The organism is Bradyrhizobium sp. SSBR45G (genome assembly GCF_030159255.1).
Classification (GTDB): domain Bacteria; phylum Pseudomonadota; class Alphaproteobacteria; order Rhizobiales; family Xanthobacteraceae; genus Bradyrhizobium.
The window spans coordinates 108,981-125,895 of the sequence record NZ_BSCT01000001.1 but is presented as its reverse complement, the minus strand read 5'-3'; the positions used below and the strand labels follow the sequence as shown (position 1 = coordinate 125,895).

Here is a 16,915-nt window from a genome sequence, read left to right as displayed (position 1 = left end):
TGGCGGTCGAGCCCGACGCTACGCTCCCGGCCGATTGGTGCAGGAGGATTATGTGACCACATCAGACGATCAGAGAATTTCCGAAGACCGCCGCGAGGCGCTGCGCTACGCGCTCGCGATCGGCTCCGGCGCCGCGCTCGCGTCCGCGATGACGACGACGCCCGCATCCGCGCAGGCGGCCGCCGACAACACGCTGGACCGGGTGCGCGCCAACAAGGTGCTGCGCATCGCCGTGCTGCCGGGCGAGCTGCCCTATTTCAACAAGGATCTCGCCTCGGGCACATGGTCGGGCTTCTCGATCGAGATGGCCAACGACATCGCCAAGCTGCTCGACGTGAAGCTCGAATATGTCGAGTCGACCTACGGCAATTCGGTGCTCGACCTGCAGGCCGGCAAGATCGACCTCGGCTTCGCGCTCAACCCGACGCCGCAGCGCGCGCTCGTGATCGACTTCTGCGGCACGGTATTCCCGCATCCGTTCGGCGCCATGCTGAAGAAGGGCCTGGAGGCGAAGACCTGGGCCGACATCAACAAGCCGGACGTGAAGATCGCCGTCGACGTCGGCTCGGCCAACGAGGCGGTGGCGCGCCGCTTTGCGCCCAATGCCACGATCAAATCGCTGAAGTCGCGTGACGAGGTGATGCTGGAGATGGCGTCGGGCCGCGTCGACGTCGTCGTCAACGCGTTGATCCTCGGCCTCACCGCGATCGCCAAGAACCCCAATCTCGGCACCTACAAGATCCTGACGTCGCCGTCGGTCGCGATCCCCTCCAGCATGGGCGTGCGCCGCGAGTTCGACAAGCGCTGGCGCGACTTTCTCGCGGTGTGGATCGACTACAACCGCGGTATCGGCCAGATGCGGGAATGGTTCGTCAAGGGCCTGGGCCTGGCCGGCGTGAAGTCCGAGGACGTGCCGGTCGAGCTGAGCATCTGACGTCACGCTCCGCCGTCATTGCGAGCGAAGCGAAGCAATCCAGGGATGCGCGCGCGACTCTGGATTGCTTCGTCGCTTCGCTCCTCGCAATGACGGCTGATAATTTACCCCCTCACGCCTTGTCGTAGCTCATGCCGCGCTCGAACCGTCGGCTCAGCAGGGTGGCCGGGAACAGGATCGCGAAGTAGATCAGCGCGATGATGGTGTAGACCTCGAGCGGCCGATAGGTATCGGCGTTGATGAGGGTCGCGTTGTAGACGAGATCGGGCACGGCGATCACCGACACCAGCGAGGTGTTCTTCAACTGCGTCACCGACTGGTTGACGTAAGGCGCGAGCATCGGCTTCAGCGCCTGCGGTAGGATCACGAGCCGCATCATCCGCCACGGGCGCAGGCCCAGCGCCCGCGCCGCATCCCATTGTCCGCGCGGCACGCTCTCGATGCTGCCGCGCACGATCTCGGCATAGAAAGCACCGGCGTACAGCGACAGCACGGTCACGGCAGCGACATGGGCCGGGATGTTGACGCCGATCACCACCGGAAATGCGTAGTAGAACCAGATGATCTGCACCAGCAGCGGCGTGCAGCGGAACAGCTCGATATAGGCGATCAGGAGCCAGTCGACGACGACCAGGCGGCGCAGCCTGACGATGCCGACGAACAGCCCGATGAGCGACCCCAGCAGAATCGTGCCGAGCGTATAGGCCATGGTCCAGGCAAGCCCAACCCAGAACAGATGGCTGTACTTGGTGAGGATCGCGAAATCCCAGGTATAGTTCATCGAAGCTCCGAGCTGGCGCGAGGGCGCGGCCGATGGTGCCAGCCTCTCACAGATACCGGCTCGGAGCGAACGCCGAGGCGTCGAATGACGGCGCCTCGCCTGCGATCATCGCAGCGATCGCAGCCCCCGTGGCCGGCCCCGTGGTTAAGCCGATGTGCTGGTTGCCGAATGCAAGCCACAGGCCGGAATGCCGCGGCGCCGGCCCGATCATCGGCAGCGAGTCGGGCAGCGTCGGCCGCGCCCCGCGCCAGGGCTGCGCGATGGCGTCACCGAACTCGACCACGCCGCGCGCCAGCGGCACGACCTGCTCGAGCTGGGCGAAGTTCGACGGCGCGTCGCGGTCGGTCAGCTCGACGCCCGATGTGACGCGCACGCCATTCTCCATCGGCGTCATCAGGAAGCTGCCCTCGGCATCGTGGATCGGCCGCAGCAATTGCCGCACCGGGTTCGGTGTGAACTCCTGATGATAGCCGCGCTCGAACGCCATCGGCACCTTGTAGCCGAGCGGCCGCAGGATGTCCGGCGACCACGGCCCGAGCGCGACCACCACGTGCCGCGCGCGGATCTCGCCCTCGCCGAGCACCACGCGCCAGCCGTCGCCGTCGGCCAGCAGCGCCCTGATCTCGGACTGCCGCAGCATGCCGCCGGCGCCTTCGAACATCCGCGCATAGGCCTTGGTGACGTTGCCGGGCGAGTCGACCGACGCCGTCTGGCTGTGCAGCAGACCCACTTTGTAGACCGGCAGCATGTTGGGCTCGAGCGCCGAGATCGCCTGGCGGTCGAGCAGCTCGCTCTTGATGCCATACTCGGCCAGGAACGCCTGCTCGGCCTTGGCGGCTGCGAGCGCGTCGCTGCGCCACGCCTTCAGCCAGCCGGTCTCACGGATGCGCTGCGGCTCGCCCGCCCTGACGATCCAGTCGCGATGCAGTTGCAGCGAGGCGCCGATCAGGCCGTGCAGCGCGGTGGCGCGCGGCCGGACGCGGGACTCCACGGCATTGGCGAGGAAGCGCAGCACCCACTCGATATTGCGCAACGTCCAGGACGGATTCCAGCGCAGTGCCGCATTCCGGTTGCCGAGATAGGACGGCAATGCTGAAAACAACGAGGGCTTGTTGAGCGGCAGGATCGAGCCGGAGGAGAGAATGCCGGCATTGCCGTAGGAGGTCTCCTCGCCCGGGACCTTGCGGTCGACCAGCACCACCGACAGCCCGCGCTCGCGGATCGCGTAGGCGGAAGAGACGCCGACGATTCCGGCGCCCAGCACGATCACGTCGGCGGTCTGTGGCAGGCTTTGCATCGACTATGAATCCACTTACATCAGGGTCAGGCCGCCATCGACCGGCAGCACCGCACCGGTGATGTGGCCAGCCTCTCTCGACAGCAGGAATGTCACCGCCGCAGCGATGTCGTCCGGCTCGGCGAGCCGCGCTTGCGGATTGGCCGCGGCCGCCTTCTGCCAGGCCGCCGGATCGAGCGAGCCGAGCCGCCCCTCGTCCTTGCGCGTATAGCCGGGCACGACGACATTGGCGGAGCCGCCGCTCGCGGCCAGCTCGATCGCCAGACATTTCACCAGCGCCTCCAGCGCCGCCTTGGCGGCAGCTGATGCGGGAAACGCACCACCCGGCACGAAGCGATGCGCGACGAAGCTGGAGATGGCGACGACGCGCGCCTGCGCGCTCTGCAGCAGGTCGGGCAGCGCGGCGCTGGCGAGTTCATGAAATGCCGTGGGCATCACCGCCAGCGACCGCTCCAGCCCATCGCGCGAGAGGTCGCGAAAGCTGCGGCGATCGGCAAAGCCCGCGGCATGCACCAGCGCGTCGATGCGGCCGAAGGCCTGGCGGGCCGCCTCGACCAGACCCGCCGCGGTCCCGGCCTGCGCGAGGTCTCCGCAATGAAAGCCGACCTCGGCACCGGCCTCCCGGCACGCCGCGGCAACATCCCGAAGACGCGCCAGACCGGCCTCATCGGCGCCTTGCCCATGCAGCATCACGGCCTGCCCCGGCGCAGCCACGCGGCGCGCGACTGCAGCGCCGATGCCGGCCCCGCTGCCAGTAATGATGGTGACGCGCATGAGGCCTGTCTGCTGAGATGTCCGTGGATGGGGTCGCCGTTGCGGACTATAGGAGCCGCCTCCCCGCTTGCCAACACGCGAGGCGACATCGCGGCGATGACGGCAGCGCAGATGCTTATGATGCAACGTGGTCGCGACGCCGTCCCGAGCTACACGCCAATCCGCGCCGTGCTTCGTTCCCGATCGAGGATATCCACCGTGCGCCGATAGAGCTCGGCGGCACGCGCGTGGCTCTGGCCGATGCAGACCACGCCGAGCTTGCCGAACTCCGACAGCGCGCCGATCAGATGGAAGGCGACGCCCTCGCCAGCGGCGGCGTGGAAGTGCAGGCCGTTGACCACGGCGATATCGACGAGGTCGTCGGGCGTCAATCCAAGATAGGCGTCGCTCTCGAGATTGTCTGAGGCGTAGTAGCAGCGCGGCTGGCCGGCGGGGGTGAGGAATTCGCCGCTGCCGGGCTCGTAGCGACCGTCGGTCAGGAACTGCAGCATCAGGAACGGATGCGTGGTGCCGCCCTTGCGCAGATTGATCTCGATGGCGACGTGGCGCCAGTCGGGCCCGTCGCGGACCGAGATGAAATCGACGCCGAGCCGACCGATCACGCCCTTGCGCGCGAGCGCCTCCGCGACTGCAACGCCGCGGGCCTGGATATCCAGGCGATAGGCGTCATCGGCCGGAAACCGGCAGCCGAGGAAGATCTGCCCGTTCGGGCCGCCCAGCACCTGGTCGTGGGTCGAGATCGGCTCGACCCGGCCGAGCGGGTCGATCCGCAGCTGCGCCGACGGCGACTGCTTGATGCTCCCCGGAATGAACTCCTCGACGATACCGCCCATCATCCGCAGCTTGTCCTCGAACACCTCCCAGCTCATGCCGCGCGCTTCGAAGGCCATGTCCGGCAGCCGCTCGCGCAGCCATCGCCGCAGGCCGTGATCATCCGGGGCCGCGGTGAGGTCGACGATCGCGTTGCCCTCGCCGGAAAAACCCTCGTTGAGCTTGACCACCGCCTTTCGCAAATCAGGCCTGCGCCACTTCAGCTCGCACAATGCATCGGCCAGCATGTCGGCATCGTACAGATCCTCGAACCCCTCCGGCAGATCGATGCCGACCTCCTTGAAGATGCGGCGCGACCCGCTCTTCGAGCCCCACGGCAGCAGCGAGGGATCGCAGCCATAGATCGGCAGGCCCAGCGCGAGCGCCAGCCGGCGCTCCAGCCCGGTCACGGTGAAGCAGCTCATATGGGCCGGGCCGCCCTGCGCGAGCGCGGCGCGCAGACGATCGAGCAGGCGCGGTCGCGCCAGGATCTTGTTCGTCAGCGGCGCCGCGGAGGAATCGTCGCAGGACAACAGCGTCAACCGCGCCCGGGCGTGGCCGCCCGGCACGCCCGGCAGGAGATGCAGGTAGTAGTCGATGATGGTTTCTGGCACCGCCGTGCTCGTCACATAGATCACGCGCGTGCGCGGCATGCGCAGCAGCAGCAGCATGCACAGCATGCGCTCTTCGTAGTGGTGCACACCCGAGACCTTGGCGAGCACCTCGGGATCGAGGCTCAGGCTCGGCACGATCACGACCGTGCGCGGCAGGCCGGGATCATCGAACAGCTCGGTGTAGGAGGCCGCGAACTGCGCCTGCAACTGGTCGAACCGCGCGCGCTCCGCAGCGCTGACGCCATCCTGCGCTATGGGCGCCCCGGCGGTCATCGCGCGCTACCTCCTCATTGCCGCCAGCCGCCGGCCATCGCGGCCGATGCGGTGCATGAGATAGCCGAGGCAATCCAGCCTGACGGCATTGGGATCGCACGTCAGCATCGCCGGGATGGCATCCTGCGCCAGGCGGATCTCGCCATCGCTGTAGTCGAAATAGTCCGTCGCGGCATCGTCCGCGGCGATCACATCGAGCCGGCGCCCAGCATGCGTTCCGAACGACACGCCCGCCTCCAGCTCGGCGAAATTCAGATGATCGAGATCCGGGCGAAAGCGGAAATCCGCGTCGCTGCCGTCATAGGACAAGGTGGCATCCGCCGGCACCTTGACGATGGCGAAGGTCCGCATGAGATCGATGTCGGCCTCACCGATCGGATGGTCGGGAAAGTGCTGCAGCGCCAGCGCCGCCTCGATCAGTTCCACCGCATGCGCGACGCCCGCCTCGATGCCGGGTCTGCCGCATTCGACGGTGATCGCCGGACATAGCCGTGCCAGCGCCGCCGACTGCACGCCAACCGGCTCCTCGAAATACACGACGGTACGGCCGAACAGCCGTGCGAGCTGCAGGTGATCATCGTCACAGCTGTTCACGCAGGCATAGTGCGGATTGTTGCCGGTGTTGTTGTGAATGTCGATGCTGGCGAACAGCGCCGTGCGTTGCGCAACCGCCACGACGTCGCGCATGACCGCCGCTTCCGGCGTCCGGGGATCTGCAGTGCCGGGCCAGGCGCGGTTGTAGTCATGCTGGCCGGGACGCGTGCGGACTCCTGCCTTCGCCGCGGCGACGTTGCCGACGAACAGCAGGATGGAGCGCGGCAGCGGCCGGCCTCGCGCACGCTTCAGCACGGTCTGGATGGCGCGCCAGCCGGTATCCTCGTTGCCATGCAGCAGCACGCTGAGAAACAGCGTACCGGTCTGCCGCCCCGGCAGATTGAACAACGTCGGCCCCGGCAGATGCCGCCACAGCTCCGGCGCCGGCACATCCAGCAGTGCGTCCGGCACATGATCATACGCCGCGAGCGAGAACGGACGATCGAGGCCCGGGCTCGCAAGTTCAGCGCCATCAGCCGTCGACTTGTCCTGCTCCAACTTATCCTGCTCCAAGGGCCCTCCAGGGAACGTGACTCAAGGGCTACGAAATCAAGCGCCGCAAAATCCACATTCAGGCTACCTCTCCAAAGGTCCTGCATGCTGATTCAGATCAACCGCCGGTCACCGGGCGCGCCACGACGCCAGTGCTGCTGCCGATGGTCCGCGCAAACGAAGGCGCGGCCTCTCCGCCCGGGGATCATGACATCTGGTCGCCCCGGCCATCAGTTCGGTCGGCGACAGCTGTGCGCAATTTGCGCCCCCGCGTCAGCCGCGCAGCTCAGACCGACAATCCACTGCAGGTGAGGACGACGCGCACGGCCTGCCAGACCCAGGTCTTGCCATCGTGCGCCGCTTGGAGGCTGAACACGCGCTCATTCCAATGCGGATCGTGTGCGAAACGGATGTTCTCGATCACGAACGCCTGCTGCTGGCGCTTCCATTCGATCGTCCAGGCGAGATGGGCCTCATCGAGCTGCTGACGCAGTTTGGAGAGTTCGATCACATAGGGCGACGGGAAGATGACTCCCAAACCCATCGAATTGCCGGCCATCACGCGATCTCTTTGGCCTTCTAGACGATCTGGCGAGACTATCCCGCTCGCGCTGCGCGCCGCAATGCCTGGGGCGGCTGGCCGAAGGCGCGGATGAAGGCCCGGCGCATCCGCTCGGGGTCACGGAAGCCGGTCGCTTCGGCCACCAGCTCGATCGGCTGGTGCGAGGCCTGCACGCGGTCGCGCGCCACTTCCAGCCGCAGACGCTCGATCGCCTTGGACGGCGTCGTGCCGGTCTCGGCGACGAAGGCGCGGGTGAAATGCCGCGTGCTCATGCCGGCGCGCTCGGCGAGGTCGTCGACGGTCAGCGGCGCCTCAAGATGTTCGCGCGCCCAGGTCAGCAGATCGGCAAAGCGGCCGCTCGGCGCCTTCAGCTCCAGCAGCGAGGAGAACTGCGACTGCCCGCCGCTGCGGCGATGATACAGCACCAGCTGGCGCGCGGTCTTCTGCGCGATCTCCTCGCCGTGATCCTCGGCGACCATCGCGAGCGCCAGATCGATGCCCGCGGTGATGCCGGCCGAGCTCCAGATCTGGCCGTCGCGGACATAGATCGCGTCCGGCTCCAGCTTCACGGTTGGATAGGTGCGCAGGAACTGCCGCGTGCGCTGCCAGTGCGTCGTCGCGCGCCGCCTGTCCAGCAGTCCTGCTTCCGCCAGCACGAAAGCACCGGAGCAGACGCTGGCGATGCGGGTGCCGCGGCTCGCGACCTTCTGAACGAAATTCACGGTGCAGGTATTGCGGCTCGCCGCCTCGACGCCATCGCCGCCGGCGATCAGCAGCGTCGAGAACGCCGAGACGGGACCGAATTTCCGCGCCAGCAATTCGGCCCCGGATGAGGAGCGCACGGGCCCGGGCGCGGCCGCGATCACCCGGATCTTCGGCGCCGCGCTCGCATAGCGCGCCGCGATCTCGAACACGGAGATCGGGCCCGCGGCATCGAGCAGCTGGAAGTCCGGAAAGATGAGCACGCCGATCATGCTGTTAGGCTCCGCGAACCGCCTGTCCGAAATCGAGGGAACTTTGGCCTATGAGACATGCAGCGGACCATGCAGGATGGCGCTCGTCAACCCGTCATCGTCCGCGAGACCCGCCCCATGGCCGCACCGCTTTCCATCGCTCTCGTGCTGTTCCCCCAGGTCACCCAGCTCGATCTCACCGGCCCGGTCCAGGTGTTTTCCAGCGTGCCCGGCGCCACGCTGCATCTGGCCTGGAAGCGAATCGAGCCTGTTCCGACGGACTCGGTTCTCACGCTGCTGCCGACCACGACCTTCGCCGACTGCCCACAGGCCGACGTGATCTGCATTCCCGGCGGCTTCGGGGTCGACGCCATCCTCGATGACGCTGACGTGATCGGCTTCATCCGCCGCCAGGCCGAGGGCGCCAAGTACGTCACCTCGGTGTGCACCGGCTCGCTCGCGCTTGGCGCTGCTGGTCTGCTCGACGGCTATCGCGCCGCCACCCATTGGAGTGCGCGCGAGTGCCTGCCGCTGTTCGGCGCGACCGTGAGCACCGAACGCGTCTGCATCGATCGCAACCGCGTGACCGGCGGTGGCGTCACCGCCGGCATCGATTTCGCGCTGACCCTGGTGTCGCAGCTGGTGGACCGCCAGACCGCCGAAGCGATCCAGCTCCGGCTCGAATACAACCCGGCGCCGCCGTTCACGTCCGGCTCGCCTGACACGGCGCCACCCGAGGTGCTGTCACGCATGCTGGAGCGCATCGCACCGTCCCGGACGCGGCGCATCGCGGCGGCCGAGCGCGCTGCGGCAGCTCTCGGGCGGAGCGGAACGTAGCGCTCGCTCAGGTCCCTGAAATCAAAGAGGCCGCCCGGAACTCCGGGCGGCCTCTTTTGATACATTGATCCCAACAGACCGAATCAGCTGCCGGGCGTCCAGGGCTGATAATCGCCGGTGGCCTTCGGACGGCGGCCGCTGGCCAAGGTCGAGCCGGCCGGACGATAGGCGAGCGGCGTGCCGGTCAGGTTGGGCAGGTGCGGCTTTTCCCACTCGCGCGGCTTGTAGCCGTCCTGCGTCGGCGGCACGTCGACGGTGTGATGGATCCAGCCGTGCCAGTCCGGCGGAATGCGGCTGGCCTCGGCCAGGCCGTTATAAATCACCCAGCGGCGCTCGAAATGCAGCACCGGATCGATCTTGCCACCGGCCGTCCGGTAATAGCGGTTGCCCTGCGCGTCCTGCCCCACCAGCTCGCCGAAACGCCAGGTCCACAGCTGGGTGCCGAAGGTCTGGCCGTTCCACCACGTGAAGAGCTTGAGAAAGAACTGTTTCATGCGCTGAGGGCCGGATCTGTGAAGGTCATGCCCTGATGCCACCCCGTCCGCGACTTGTCCAGTGTTCCGCTACAGCCCGCGGGGGACGAACGACTGCGTTCTCGCCGCGCATCGGTCCGCCGCAGGGAACGACCGCTCTCGCCTGCGGTTAGATCACTTTCCCCTCATGGAGTCACATCGATGACCAGACTGAAAACACTGAGCGCCGCCGCTGCCGTGGCGCTGCTTCTGCCGCTTGCAGCGGCAACGACGAGCTTTGCGCAAGGCCCAGGCGGCGGCGGCCGTGGCGGCGGTCCCGGCGGTGGCGGTGCTGCCATCGGTGGTGGTGGTGGTGGCGGCGGCGGAGCTGCTATGGGCGGTGGCGGTGCCATGGGCGGCGGTCGCGGTGGTGCAGCCATCGGTGGCGGCGGCGGTGGTGGTCGCGGCGCATTCGCCGGTGGCCCCGGCCGCGGTGGATTCGCGGGTGGCCCGGGCGCTGGCGGCTTTGCCGGCAACCCGGGGCGTGGCGGCGGGGCCGTCTTCGGCGGCCGCGGACCGAGCGGCGGCCAGGTCGCGGCCAATCCCGGCGGCGGCTGGAACCGCGGCAACTGGAATGGCGGCGGGCGTGACGGCTGGCGTGGCGGCGGATGGAACCGCGGCGGCGGCTTCTGGCCCGGTGTTGCCGCTGGCGCATTCATCGGCGGCGTCGGCAGCTCGTATGCCTACGCCAATGATCCGTACTACTACGGCTCGGACTACTACACGGACGATTCCTATTATGATGACTCCGCGCCGGTCGCCGTCATCGGCACCGAAGGCGTCGACCCGAGCTACTGCGCACGTCGCTACCGCTCCTACGATCCAGCGTCAGGTACCTATCTGGGCTATGACGGACTTCGGCATCCCTGCCCGTAAAAACACGTGCAGCTCAGTTCGTGCTGAGACGTCGATGAGCTGACCTGAGAGGCGGCGAGGTATCTCCCTCGCCGCCTCTCGTCTTATTTGCTCGCCTTGTTGTTGTTTGTTCTGTGACTGATGCGCCACGCTGCTGACTGAATTTCGACGAATTTTCAACAATGTGCCCCGCGGCGTGCAGATGTATTGCACGTTCCGGTCCAATATCAATCAGCTCCTGATTCTGCATCGCGACGCCGAAGGCAGGCATCACTGATCTCCGTTGATGGACCCATGGACCGCGCAAACCGCGCAAGGCAGTCACGCTCCCGCTTCCGTTTGCACCGGCCGCTCTCGAACGCGCCAGAAAATTCGAACAAGGAGGCGCGCCCTGCGACATATCATCAGTTCCTTCGATGCAGCTGCACCGGCTCCCGGATGCGGGAGAGTGGCCCGGTGATCCGCTGGTCAGCGGGCAGACATGTGGATGATTGAGACACGCGGATGATTCGTCAGCGCCTCGCCCTGGGGCTCGGTCTTGGAACTCTGCTCGCGATCGGCGCTGCGTCTGCAGCGCTTGACGTCAAGTCGCGCGACGACGCGGCCTGGGTGACCTCGTCGCTCAACATTCTGCAGAAGACCTCCGAGCTGCGGCTGCTGCTGAGCGAAGCCGAAGCCAGCTCGCGCGGTTTCGTGCTGACCAGCGCCGCCGCTTTCCGCACCGAGTTCGACGACGTGAGTGGAAAAATCCCGCCTGCGGTCGCCGATCTTCAACGGGCCGTGGCCGACAGTCCGCTGCCGACGCAGCTTCTCGGTGAGACTGCCGTGCTGATCGGGCGCAGGATCGATATCGCCGCGGAGCTGATCCGATTGCGTGCGGCCTCCGATACGGCCGGGCTCGCGGCGCTCGGCAGCCGCGGCGAAGGCCCGGCGACGATGAGCGCGATCACGGCAAATCTCGACCGCTTCGTCGCCGATCAGCGCAGCCTGCTGTCGCAACGTTCGATCACCTCGAAAACCACCGGATCGCTGCTGCTCACGATCGACCTGTGCGGCCTGGCGCTGCTGCTGCTGATCGCCGGCTACCTGATCCGGCGCGCCTATGTCGAGGATCGGGCGCTGCGCAGCTCACTGGTCCGCTCCGAGGCCGAGGCCGTCTCGTTGGCGGAGCGAGCCGAGAAGCAGCATCTCGATCTGGTCGAGGCCCATGAGAAGCTGCGCCACTCCGCCGAGATCCTGCAGAGCACGTTCAACAGCATGGCTGAAGGCGTGCTCGTGATCGATGCCGCCGACACGGTGGTGTTCTCCAACCCCGCCGTCGAGCGCCTGCTCGGCTATCGTCCGGGCAAGCAGCTGTCCGAGGTGCGTTCCCGACTGCGCGTCTACGAGAGCGACGGCATGACGCCGGTCGCAGAGCACGACCTGCCGACACCGCGCGTGCTGCGCGGCGAGACGTTCGATCGCCGCGAGTTGATCATCCACCAGCCCGACCGGGACGACACGCTGCGGCTCATGATCAGCGGCCGTCCGCTGCGCGACGGAGCCGGACGCATCACCGGCGCGGCGATGGTCTATCACGACATCACGGTGGCCCATGAGACCGAGCGCCTGCTGCAGCAGGCGCAGAAGCTCGACGCCATCGGCAAGCTGACCGGCGGCGTCGCGCACGACTTCAACAACATGCTGACGATCATCACCGGCACCATCGAGACGCTGGCCGAGGAGGTGAGAGACCGCCCTGCCGCTGCGGCGACCGCAGCGCTGATCGGCCAGGCCGCCGACCGCTGCACCGAGCTGATCCGGCATCTGCTGGCGTTCGCCCGCAAGCAGCCGCTGCATCCGCGCGACAGCGATGTCAACAGCACCATCATGGACATCGCCAAGCTGCTGCGACCGACGCTCGGCGAGCAGATCGAGATCAACTCGATCCTCGAGGAGGAGACGCTGATCGCGCATATCGACTCGGCGCAGCTCGCCAACTCGCTGGTCAACATGGCCATCAACGCCCGGGACGCAATGCCCAATGGCGGCAAGCTGCTGCTCGAATCACGCCGCGTCACGCTCGACGACACCTATGCCGCGGCCAATGCGGGCGTGACGCCCGGCTCCTATGTCATGGTGGCCGTCAGCGACACCGGCACCGGCATGTCGCCCGAGGTGCGTGACCGTGCGTTCGAGCCGTTCTTCACCACCAAGGAAGCCGGCAAGGGCTCGGGGCTCGGCCTCAGCATGGTCTACGGCTTCGTCAAGCAATCGGGCGGCCACATCAAGATCTACAGCGAGGAAGGCCGGGGGACGACCATCCGCCTGTACATTCCGGCGCCCAAGGGCCAGGCCGCGGCCCCCGCTCCGCCCGAGCCGCCGCCGCCACGCGGCGAAGAGACGATCTTCATCGTCGAGGACGACCTGCTGGTGCAGGACTTCGTCGTCGCCCAGCTGCAAAGCCTGGGCTACAAGACCATCACCGCATCGACCGGCGTCGAAGCGCTGGCCAAGATCGAAACCGGACAGTCCTTCGACCTGCTGTTTACGGACGTCATCATGCCCGGCGGCATCAACGGCAAGGAGCTCGCCGAGGAAGCCCTGCGGCAGCGGCCGGGCACCCGGGTCCTGTACACGTCCGGCTACACCGACAATGCCATGGTCGAGCACGGCCGCATCGACCAGGCCGCGCTGCTGCTCACCAAGCCGTATCGCAAGTCGGAGCTCGCCCAAATGGTGCGGCTCGCCTTGCTCAGCCCGCGCGAGTCCGCTGAAAGCTCGGCTGTCCGTGCCTGCGCGGACTAAGTCTCACCCATCCACCGCTGCGTCGGCGGGAACCACCGCACAGACCCTCGTCTGCCCGCCCAAGCCCACATGGAACCCGCGACAGCCAATTGGCATGACGCCCCCGCTACGCTTACAATTAGGTTGTATTTCGCTTCCTGCTCGTTCTCAGACCGGCCTGTGCTGCCACGCGCCCCGTTTGGTCACACGCGTTGATGTCGCACTCGCCAGCTCCACTTGACCGGTTCATGCGTGTCCAAGTCCCACTCTCGATCTGCCACTGGACAGCCATTGATCATCACGATGTCGTTTGAGCGACCAAGCAGACCCGGCGCAATGGGAACGAGGCGATGATCCGCCGGCGGGTGATGATCGGGCTCGGTCTTGGCATTCTGCTGTCGATCGGCGCGGCCTCGACGGCGCTGGATATCAAGGCGCGCAGCGATACGGCCGGGGTCGAGCATACGATGCTGGTTCTCGAAAAGTGCTCGGATCTGCGCGTGCTGCTGCGCCAGGCCGAAGCGTCCTCGCGCGGCTTCGCCTTGACCGGCGCCGAGCGGTTCGTCACCGAGTTCCAGGAGACGAGCGGCCTCGTCCCCGGGGCCTTTGCGGACCTGCTGCAGCTCGTCCGCAACAACCCCTCGCAGAGCGCGCGATTGCGATCGATCGAGGACGTCGTGCAGCGGCGGATCGAACTCGCCGGCGAGCTCATCCGCCGGCATGCCGCAAATGACCGTGCCGGGCTGCAGCGGATGGCGGCCAGCGAAGCCGGTCCGTCAGCGATGGCGACGATCAACGCGACTCTCGATGTCTTCGTCGAGCAGGAAAATCAGCTGCTGGCGGACCGCGCCGCAATCTCGCGGCAGACCGGAACCTGGCTGCTGGCGGTCGATCTCGCCGGCCTCGGCCTGCTGCTCATGATCGCGTTCTATCTGATCCGGCGCGCCTATCTGTCGGACCACGCGCTGCGCACCTCCCTCGTCCGGTCGCAGGCCACCACCAGCTCGCTCGAGGCCCAGGAGCTGCAGCAGCGCAGCGATCTGGCAGATACCTATGACGAGCTGCGCCGCTCCTCCGCTATTCTCGAGAACACCTTCAACAGCATGGCCGAGGGGGTGCTGGTCGTCGATCCGAACGGCCAGATCATGCTGTCGAACCCGGCGGCGGAACATTTTCTGGGAACGTACGTCGGCAAGACCTTTGCCGAAATGGTGCTCGCCAATCAGTTCTTCGAGGACGACGGCGTCACCTCGATCCCAGAGGCGGACCTGCCGATCGCGCGCGCCCTGCGCGGCCTGTCGTTCGATCGCCGCGAGGTGGTGGTGAAGCCGACCGACGGCCGACCGCAGTTCCGCCTGATGGTGAGCGGACGGCCGCTGCGCAATTCGAACGGCGCGATCAGCGGCGCGGCGCTGGTCTATCACGACGTCACCGAGGTGCACGAGATCGAGCGCCTGCTGCAGCAGGCGCAGAAGCTCGATGCCATCGGCAAGCTCACCGGCGGCGTGGCGCACGACTTCAACAACATGCTGACGATCATCACCGGGTCGATCGAGGTGCTGATCGACACGGTCCACGACCGGCCTGCGGCCGCGGAGTTCGCCGCGCTGATCGGCAAGGCGGCGGACCGCTGCACTGAGTTGATCAGCCATCTCCTCGCGTTCGCACGCAAGCAGCCGCTGCGTCCGCGCGACATCGACGTCAACGCCACCGTGAAGGACATCGCCAAGCTGCTGCGGCCGACGCTCGGCGAGCAGGTCGAGATCAGAACGCGGCTCGCAGACGAGAATCTGGTGGCTCATGTCGATTCAGCCCAGCTTGCCAACTCGCTGGTCAATCTGGCGATCAATGCGCGCGATGCGATGCCGGACGGCGGCCGGCTGCTGCTGGAGACGATGACGACCACGCTCGACGAGGACGCCGCCGCGGCCCATCCGGGCGTCGTTCCAGGCCGTCATGTCGTGGTCGCGGTCAGCGACACCGGCACCGGCATGCCGCCGGAGGTGAAGAACCACGCCTTCGAGCCGTTCTTCACCACCAAGGAAGCGGGCAAGGGCTCCGGCCTCGGGCTGAGCATGGTCTACGGCTTCGTCAAGCAGTCGGGCGGCCATGTGAAGCTCCATAGCGAGGCGAACCGCGGCACCACGATCCGGCTCTATCTGCCGGCGGCGCGCAGTGTGCCGGTGATCGAGCCGGAGGAGGAAGCCGCGCTGCCGCGCGGCAGCGAGACCATCCTCGTCGTCGAGGACGATCCGCTGGTGCGCGACTTCGTGCTCGCCCAGCTGCAGAGCCTCGGCTACACGTTGCTCGCCGCCTCGCACGCCGCGGAGGCGCTCTCCATCGTCAATCAGGGCCAGGCGTTCGACCTGCTGTTCACCGACGTGATCATGCCCGGCGGCGTCAGCGGCCCGCAGCTTGCGGACACGATCACCGAAAAGCGCCCCGCGCTCCGGGTGCTCTACACTTCCGGCTACACCGATGACGCCGTCATCGAGACCGGGCCGCTCAAGCCCGGGCCGCTCAAGCCCGAGGCGCTGCTGCTGACGAAACCCTACCGGCGCGCCGAACTGGCGCAGATGGTGCGCCGGGCGCTCAGCCCCGCGTTGCCAGCGCCACTGCAGCCAGGGTGAAGGCTAGCGCGGCCACCTGCCCCGCCCCGAGCGGCTCGCGCAGCGCCACTGCCGAGGCGACGACGCCGATCACCGGCACCGCCATGGTGCCGATCGCCGCGACCGAGGCCGGCAGCCGCGCCAGCGCCGCGAACCAGGCAACATAGGCGACGCAGAACTGGATCACGGTGGAATAGAACATCAGCGCCCAGTCGAGCTGGTCGAGCTTCGTCCAGTCGGAATGCTCGATGGCAAGACCGACAATCACGATCGGCACACAGCCGATGCCGATCTGCCAGGCCGCTGCCGACAGCGGCGGCAGCTTGATCGGCAGCTTCTTGGCCATGACCGTGCCGAGCGCGAAGCCGAACGCGCCGCCCAGCACCATCAGGATGCCCGGCAGCTTGTCGCGGCTGGCGGAGAGCCCGTTGGCGCCCATGATCGCGCCGAGCCCGGCGAACGCCATCACCAAGGCCAACACGCGCAGCCAAGTCGGGCGCTCGCCGAGAATCGGCCAGGCCAGGATCGAGGCCCACACCGGCATCGTGTAGGCGATCAGCGCCGCCTCGCCGGCCGGCAGCCACAGCAGCGCCAGCCCCATCAGCACCATCCAGGCGGTGACGTTGAGCAGGCCCGCCAGCACCAGGCGCGGCCAGACCTCTGATGGCACATGCAGGCTCTGGCTCCTGACGAGCGCCAGCAAGGCCAGCAGCAGCGCCCCGACCACGCCGGTGGTGCCGCGCAAGGTCAGCGGCGGCAGCACGCCGACGAGGTGCTTGGTGACCGGCCAGTTGAAGCCCCAGCCGAGCGAGGTGATGGCAAGGAACATCAGCCCGGCGGGCGTGATCCGCCCGCTGGCCTTGTGAGGATCTGTCATGGAATCACCGGCGCCGTCTGTGGGAACGTGAGCTTGCCGGCGTTTCCCCGGTCACACCAGGGATTGTGGGGCATGCCTGCCCCGCGCGGCTCCGTAAGGCAGCGTGAGTCCCGCCCACGCAAGCAAAACACGCCGTTCGCATGCGAATAAATTTGCCCCTGTGAACAGCGGGACGAAGCCCTGTGGACAGGCCCTGGCGCAAATTTTTTCGGTTTCGAATCCGCGAGGACTCGCCGATAGTTACGGCCATCAAGATACCGGCACACGCCCTGGTTATCCCGTACTTTCCCCCATATTTAGTGTTTGGTTAGGGAACCCCCACTAGTCCTTGACGGACGAAGCGGAGTCGTCCTAGTTTCCGGCCCGGTTCGGCGC

At 67.1% G+C, this 16,915-nt stretch carries 14 protein-coding genes; 5 read left to right on the top strand and 9 right to left on the bottom strand.

The annotated features are described in order from the left end of the window. Window positions 1-52: 52 nt before the first annotated feature. The gene (locus tag QQL87_RS00630) at window positions 53-934 is read left to right on the top strand and encodes a transporter substrate-binding domain-containing protein (protein ID WP_284416306.1); all 882 of its coding nucleotides are present in this window, start codon (window positions 53-55) and stop codon (window positions 932-934) included. Window positions 935-1,046: 112 nt separating this feature from the next. On the opposite strand, the gene QQL87_RS00625 is transcribed toward QQL87_RS00630, so the two are convergent. The 7 genes from QQL87_RS00625 to QQL87_RS00595 all read right to left on the bottom strand — a co-directional run bounded on the left by QQL87_RS00625 (window position 1,047) and on the right by QQL87_RS00595 (window position 8,105). Then, entirely contained in the window at window positions 1,047-1,715 is a 669-nt protein-coding gene (locus tag QQL87_RS00625; protein ID WP_284416307.1) for an amino acid ABC transporter permease, read from the bottom strand. Between the two features lie 46 nt (window positions 1,716-1,761). Continuing rightward, a complete protein-coding gene (locus QQL87_RS00620) occupies window positions 1,762-3,012 on the bottom strand; it encodes an NAD(P)/FAD-dependent oxidoreductase (RefSeq protein ID WP_284416308.1) in 1,251 nt (416 codons plus the stop codon). A 15-nt stretch (window positions 3,013-3,027) separates the two neighbouring features. Next, window positions 3,028-3,786, bottom strand: a complete 759-nt coding sequence (locus tag QQL87_RS00615; protein WP_284416309.1) for an SDR family NAD(P)-dependent oxidoreductase — start codon at window positions 3,784-3,786, stop codon at window positions 3,028-3,030. Window positions 3,787-3,935: 149 nt separating this feature from the next. After that, complete coding sequence (locus tag QQL87_RS00610; RefSeq protein WP_284416310.1) at window positions 3,936-5,483, bottom strand: peptide ligase PGM1-related protein; 1,548 nt, start codon at window positions 5,481-5,483, stop codon at window positions 3,936-3,938. A 6-nt stretch (window positions 5,484-5,489) separates the two neighbouring features. Beyond that, on the bottom strand, window positions 5,490-6,590 hold the full coding sequence (locus QQL87_RS00605) for a M14 family metallopeptidase (RefSeq protein ID WP_284416311.1): 1,101 nt from the start codon (window positions 6,588-6,590) through the stop codon (window positions 5,490-5,492). Between the two features lie 265 nt (window positions 6,591-6,855). Continuing rightward, window positions 6,856-7,128 (bottom strand): hypothetical protein, encoded by a 273-nt coding sequence (locus QQL87_RS00600; RefSeq protein ID WP_284416312.1) that lies wholly within the window; start codon window positions 7,126-7,128, stop codon window positions 6,856-6,858. 38 nt (window positions 7,129-7,166) lie between these two features. Further along, window positions 7,167-8,105, bottom strand: a complete 939-nt coding sequence (locus QQL87_RS00595) for a GlxA family transcriptional regulator (RefSeq protein WP_284416313.1) — start codon at window positions 8,103-8,105, stop codon at window positions 7,167-7,169. 117 nt (window positions 8,106-8,222) lie between these two features. Here QQL87_RS00595 and QQL87_RS00590 point away from each other — a divergent pair, with 117 nt between their 5' ends. After that, window positions 8,223-8,921 (top strand): DJ-1/PfpI family protein, encoded by a 699-nt coding sequence (locus QQL87_RS00590; protein WP_284416314.1) that lies wholly within the window; start codon window positions 8,223-8,225, stop codon window positions 8,919-8,921. Between the two features lie 83 nt (window positions 8,922-9,004). Here the strand turns inward: QQL87_RS00590 and QQL87_RS00585 are convergent, their stop codons facing one another. Then, window positions 9,005-9,415 carry an NADH:ubiquinone oxidoreductase subunit NDUFA12 gene (locus QQL87_RS00585; protein ID WP_284416315.1) on the bottom strand — a complete coding sequence of 137 codons (411 nt, stop codon included), beginning with the start codon at window positions 9,413-9,415 and terminating at the stop codon, window positions 9,005-9,007. 180 nt (window positions 9,416-9,595) lie between these two features. Between QQL87_RS00585 and QQL87_RS00580 the strand changes: the two genes are divergently transcribed. The 3 genes from QQL87_RS00580 (at window position 9,596) to QQL87_RS00570 (ending at window position 15,684) form a co-directional block, all read left to right on the top strand. Next, window positions 9,596-10,309: a BA14K family protein gene (locus tag QQL87_RS00580; protein ID WP_284416316.1), complete on the top strand. Its 714-nt coding sequence runs from the start codon at window positions 9,596-9,598 to the stop codon at window positions 10,307-10,309. Between the two features lie 483 nt (window positions 10,310-10,792). Next, window positions 10,793-13,075, top strand: coding sequence for a CHASE3 domain-containing protein (locus QQL87_RS00575; protein WP_284416317.1), 2,283 nt, complete (start codon window positions 10,793-10,795; stop codon window positions 13,073-13,075). A gap of 329 nt (window positions 13,076-13,404) precedes the next feature. Then, a complete protein-coding gene (locus QQL87_RS00570) occupies window positions 13,405-15,684 on the top strand; it encodes a CHASE3 domain-containing protein (RefSeq protein WP_284416318.1) in 2,280 nt (759 codons plus the stop codon). Here QQL87_RS00570 and QQL87_RS00565 read toward each other — a convergent pair. After that, window positions 15,647-16,540: a DMT family transporter gene (locus QQL87_RS00565; RefSeq protein WP_284416319.1), complete on the bottom strand. Its 894-nt coding sequence runs from the start codon at window positions 16,538-16,540 to the stop codon at window positions 15,647-15,649. The genes QQL87_RS00570 and QQL87_RS00565 overlap by 38 nt on opposite strands. Between the last annotated feature and the right edge of the window lie 375 nt (window positions 16,541-16,915).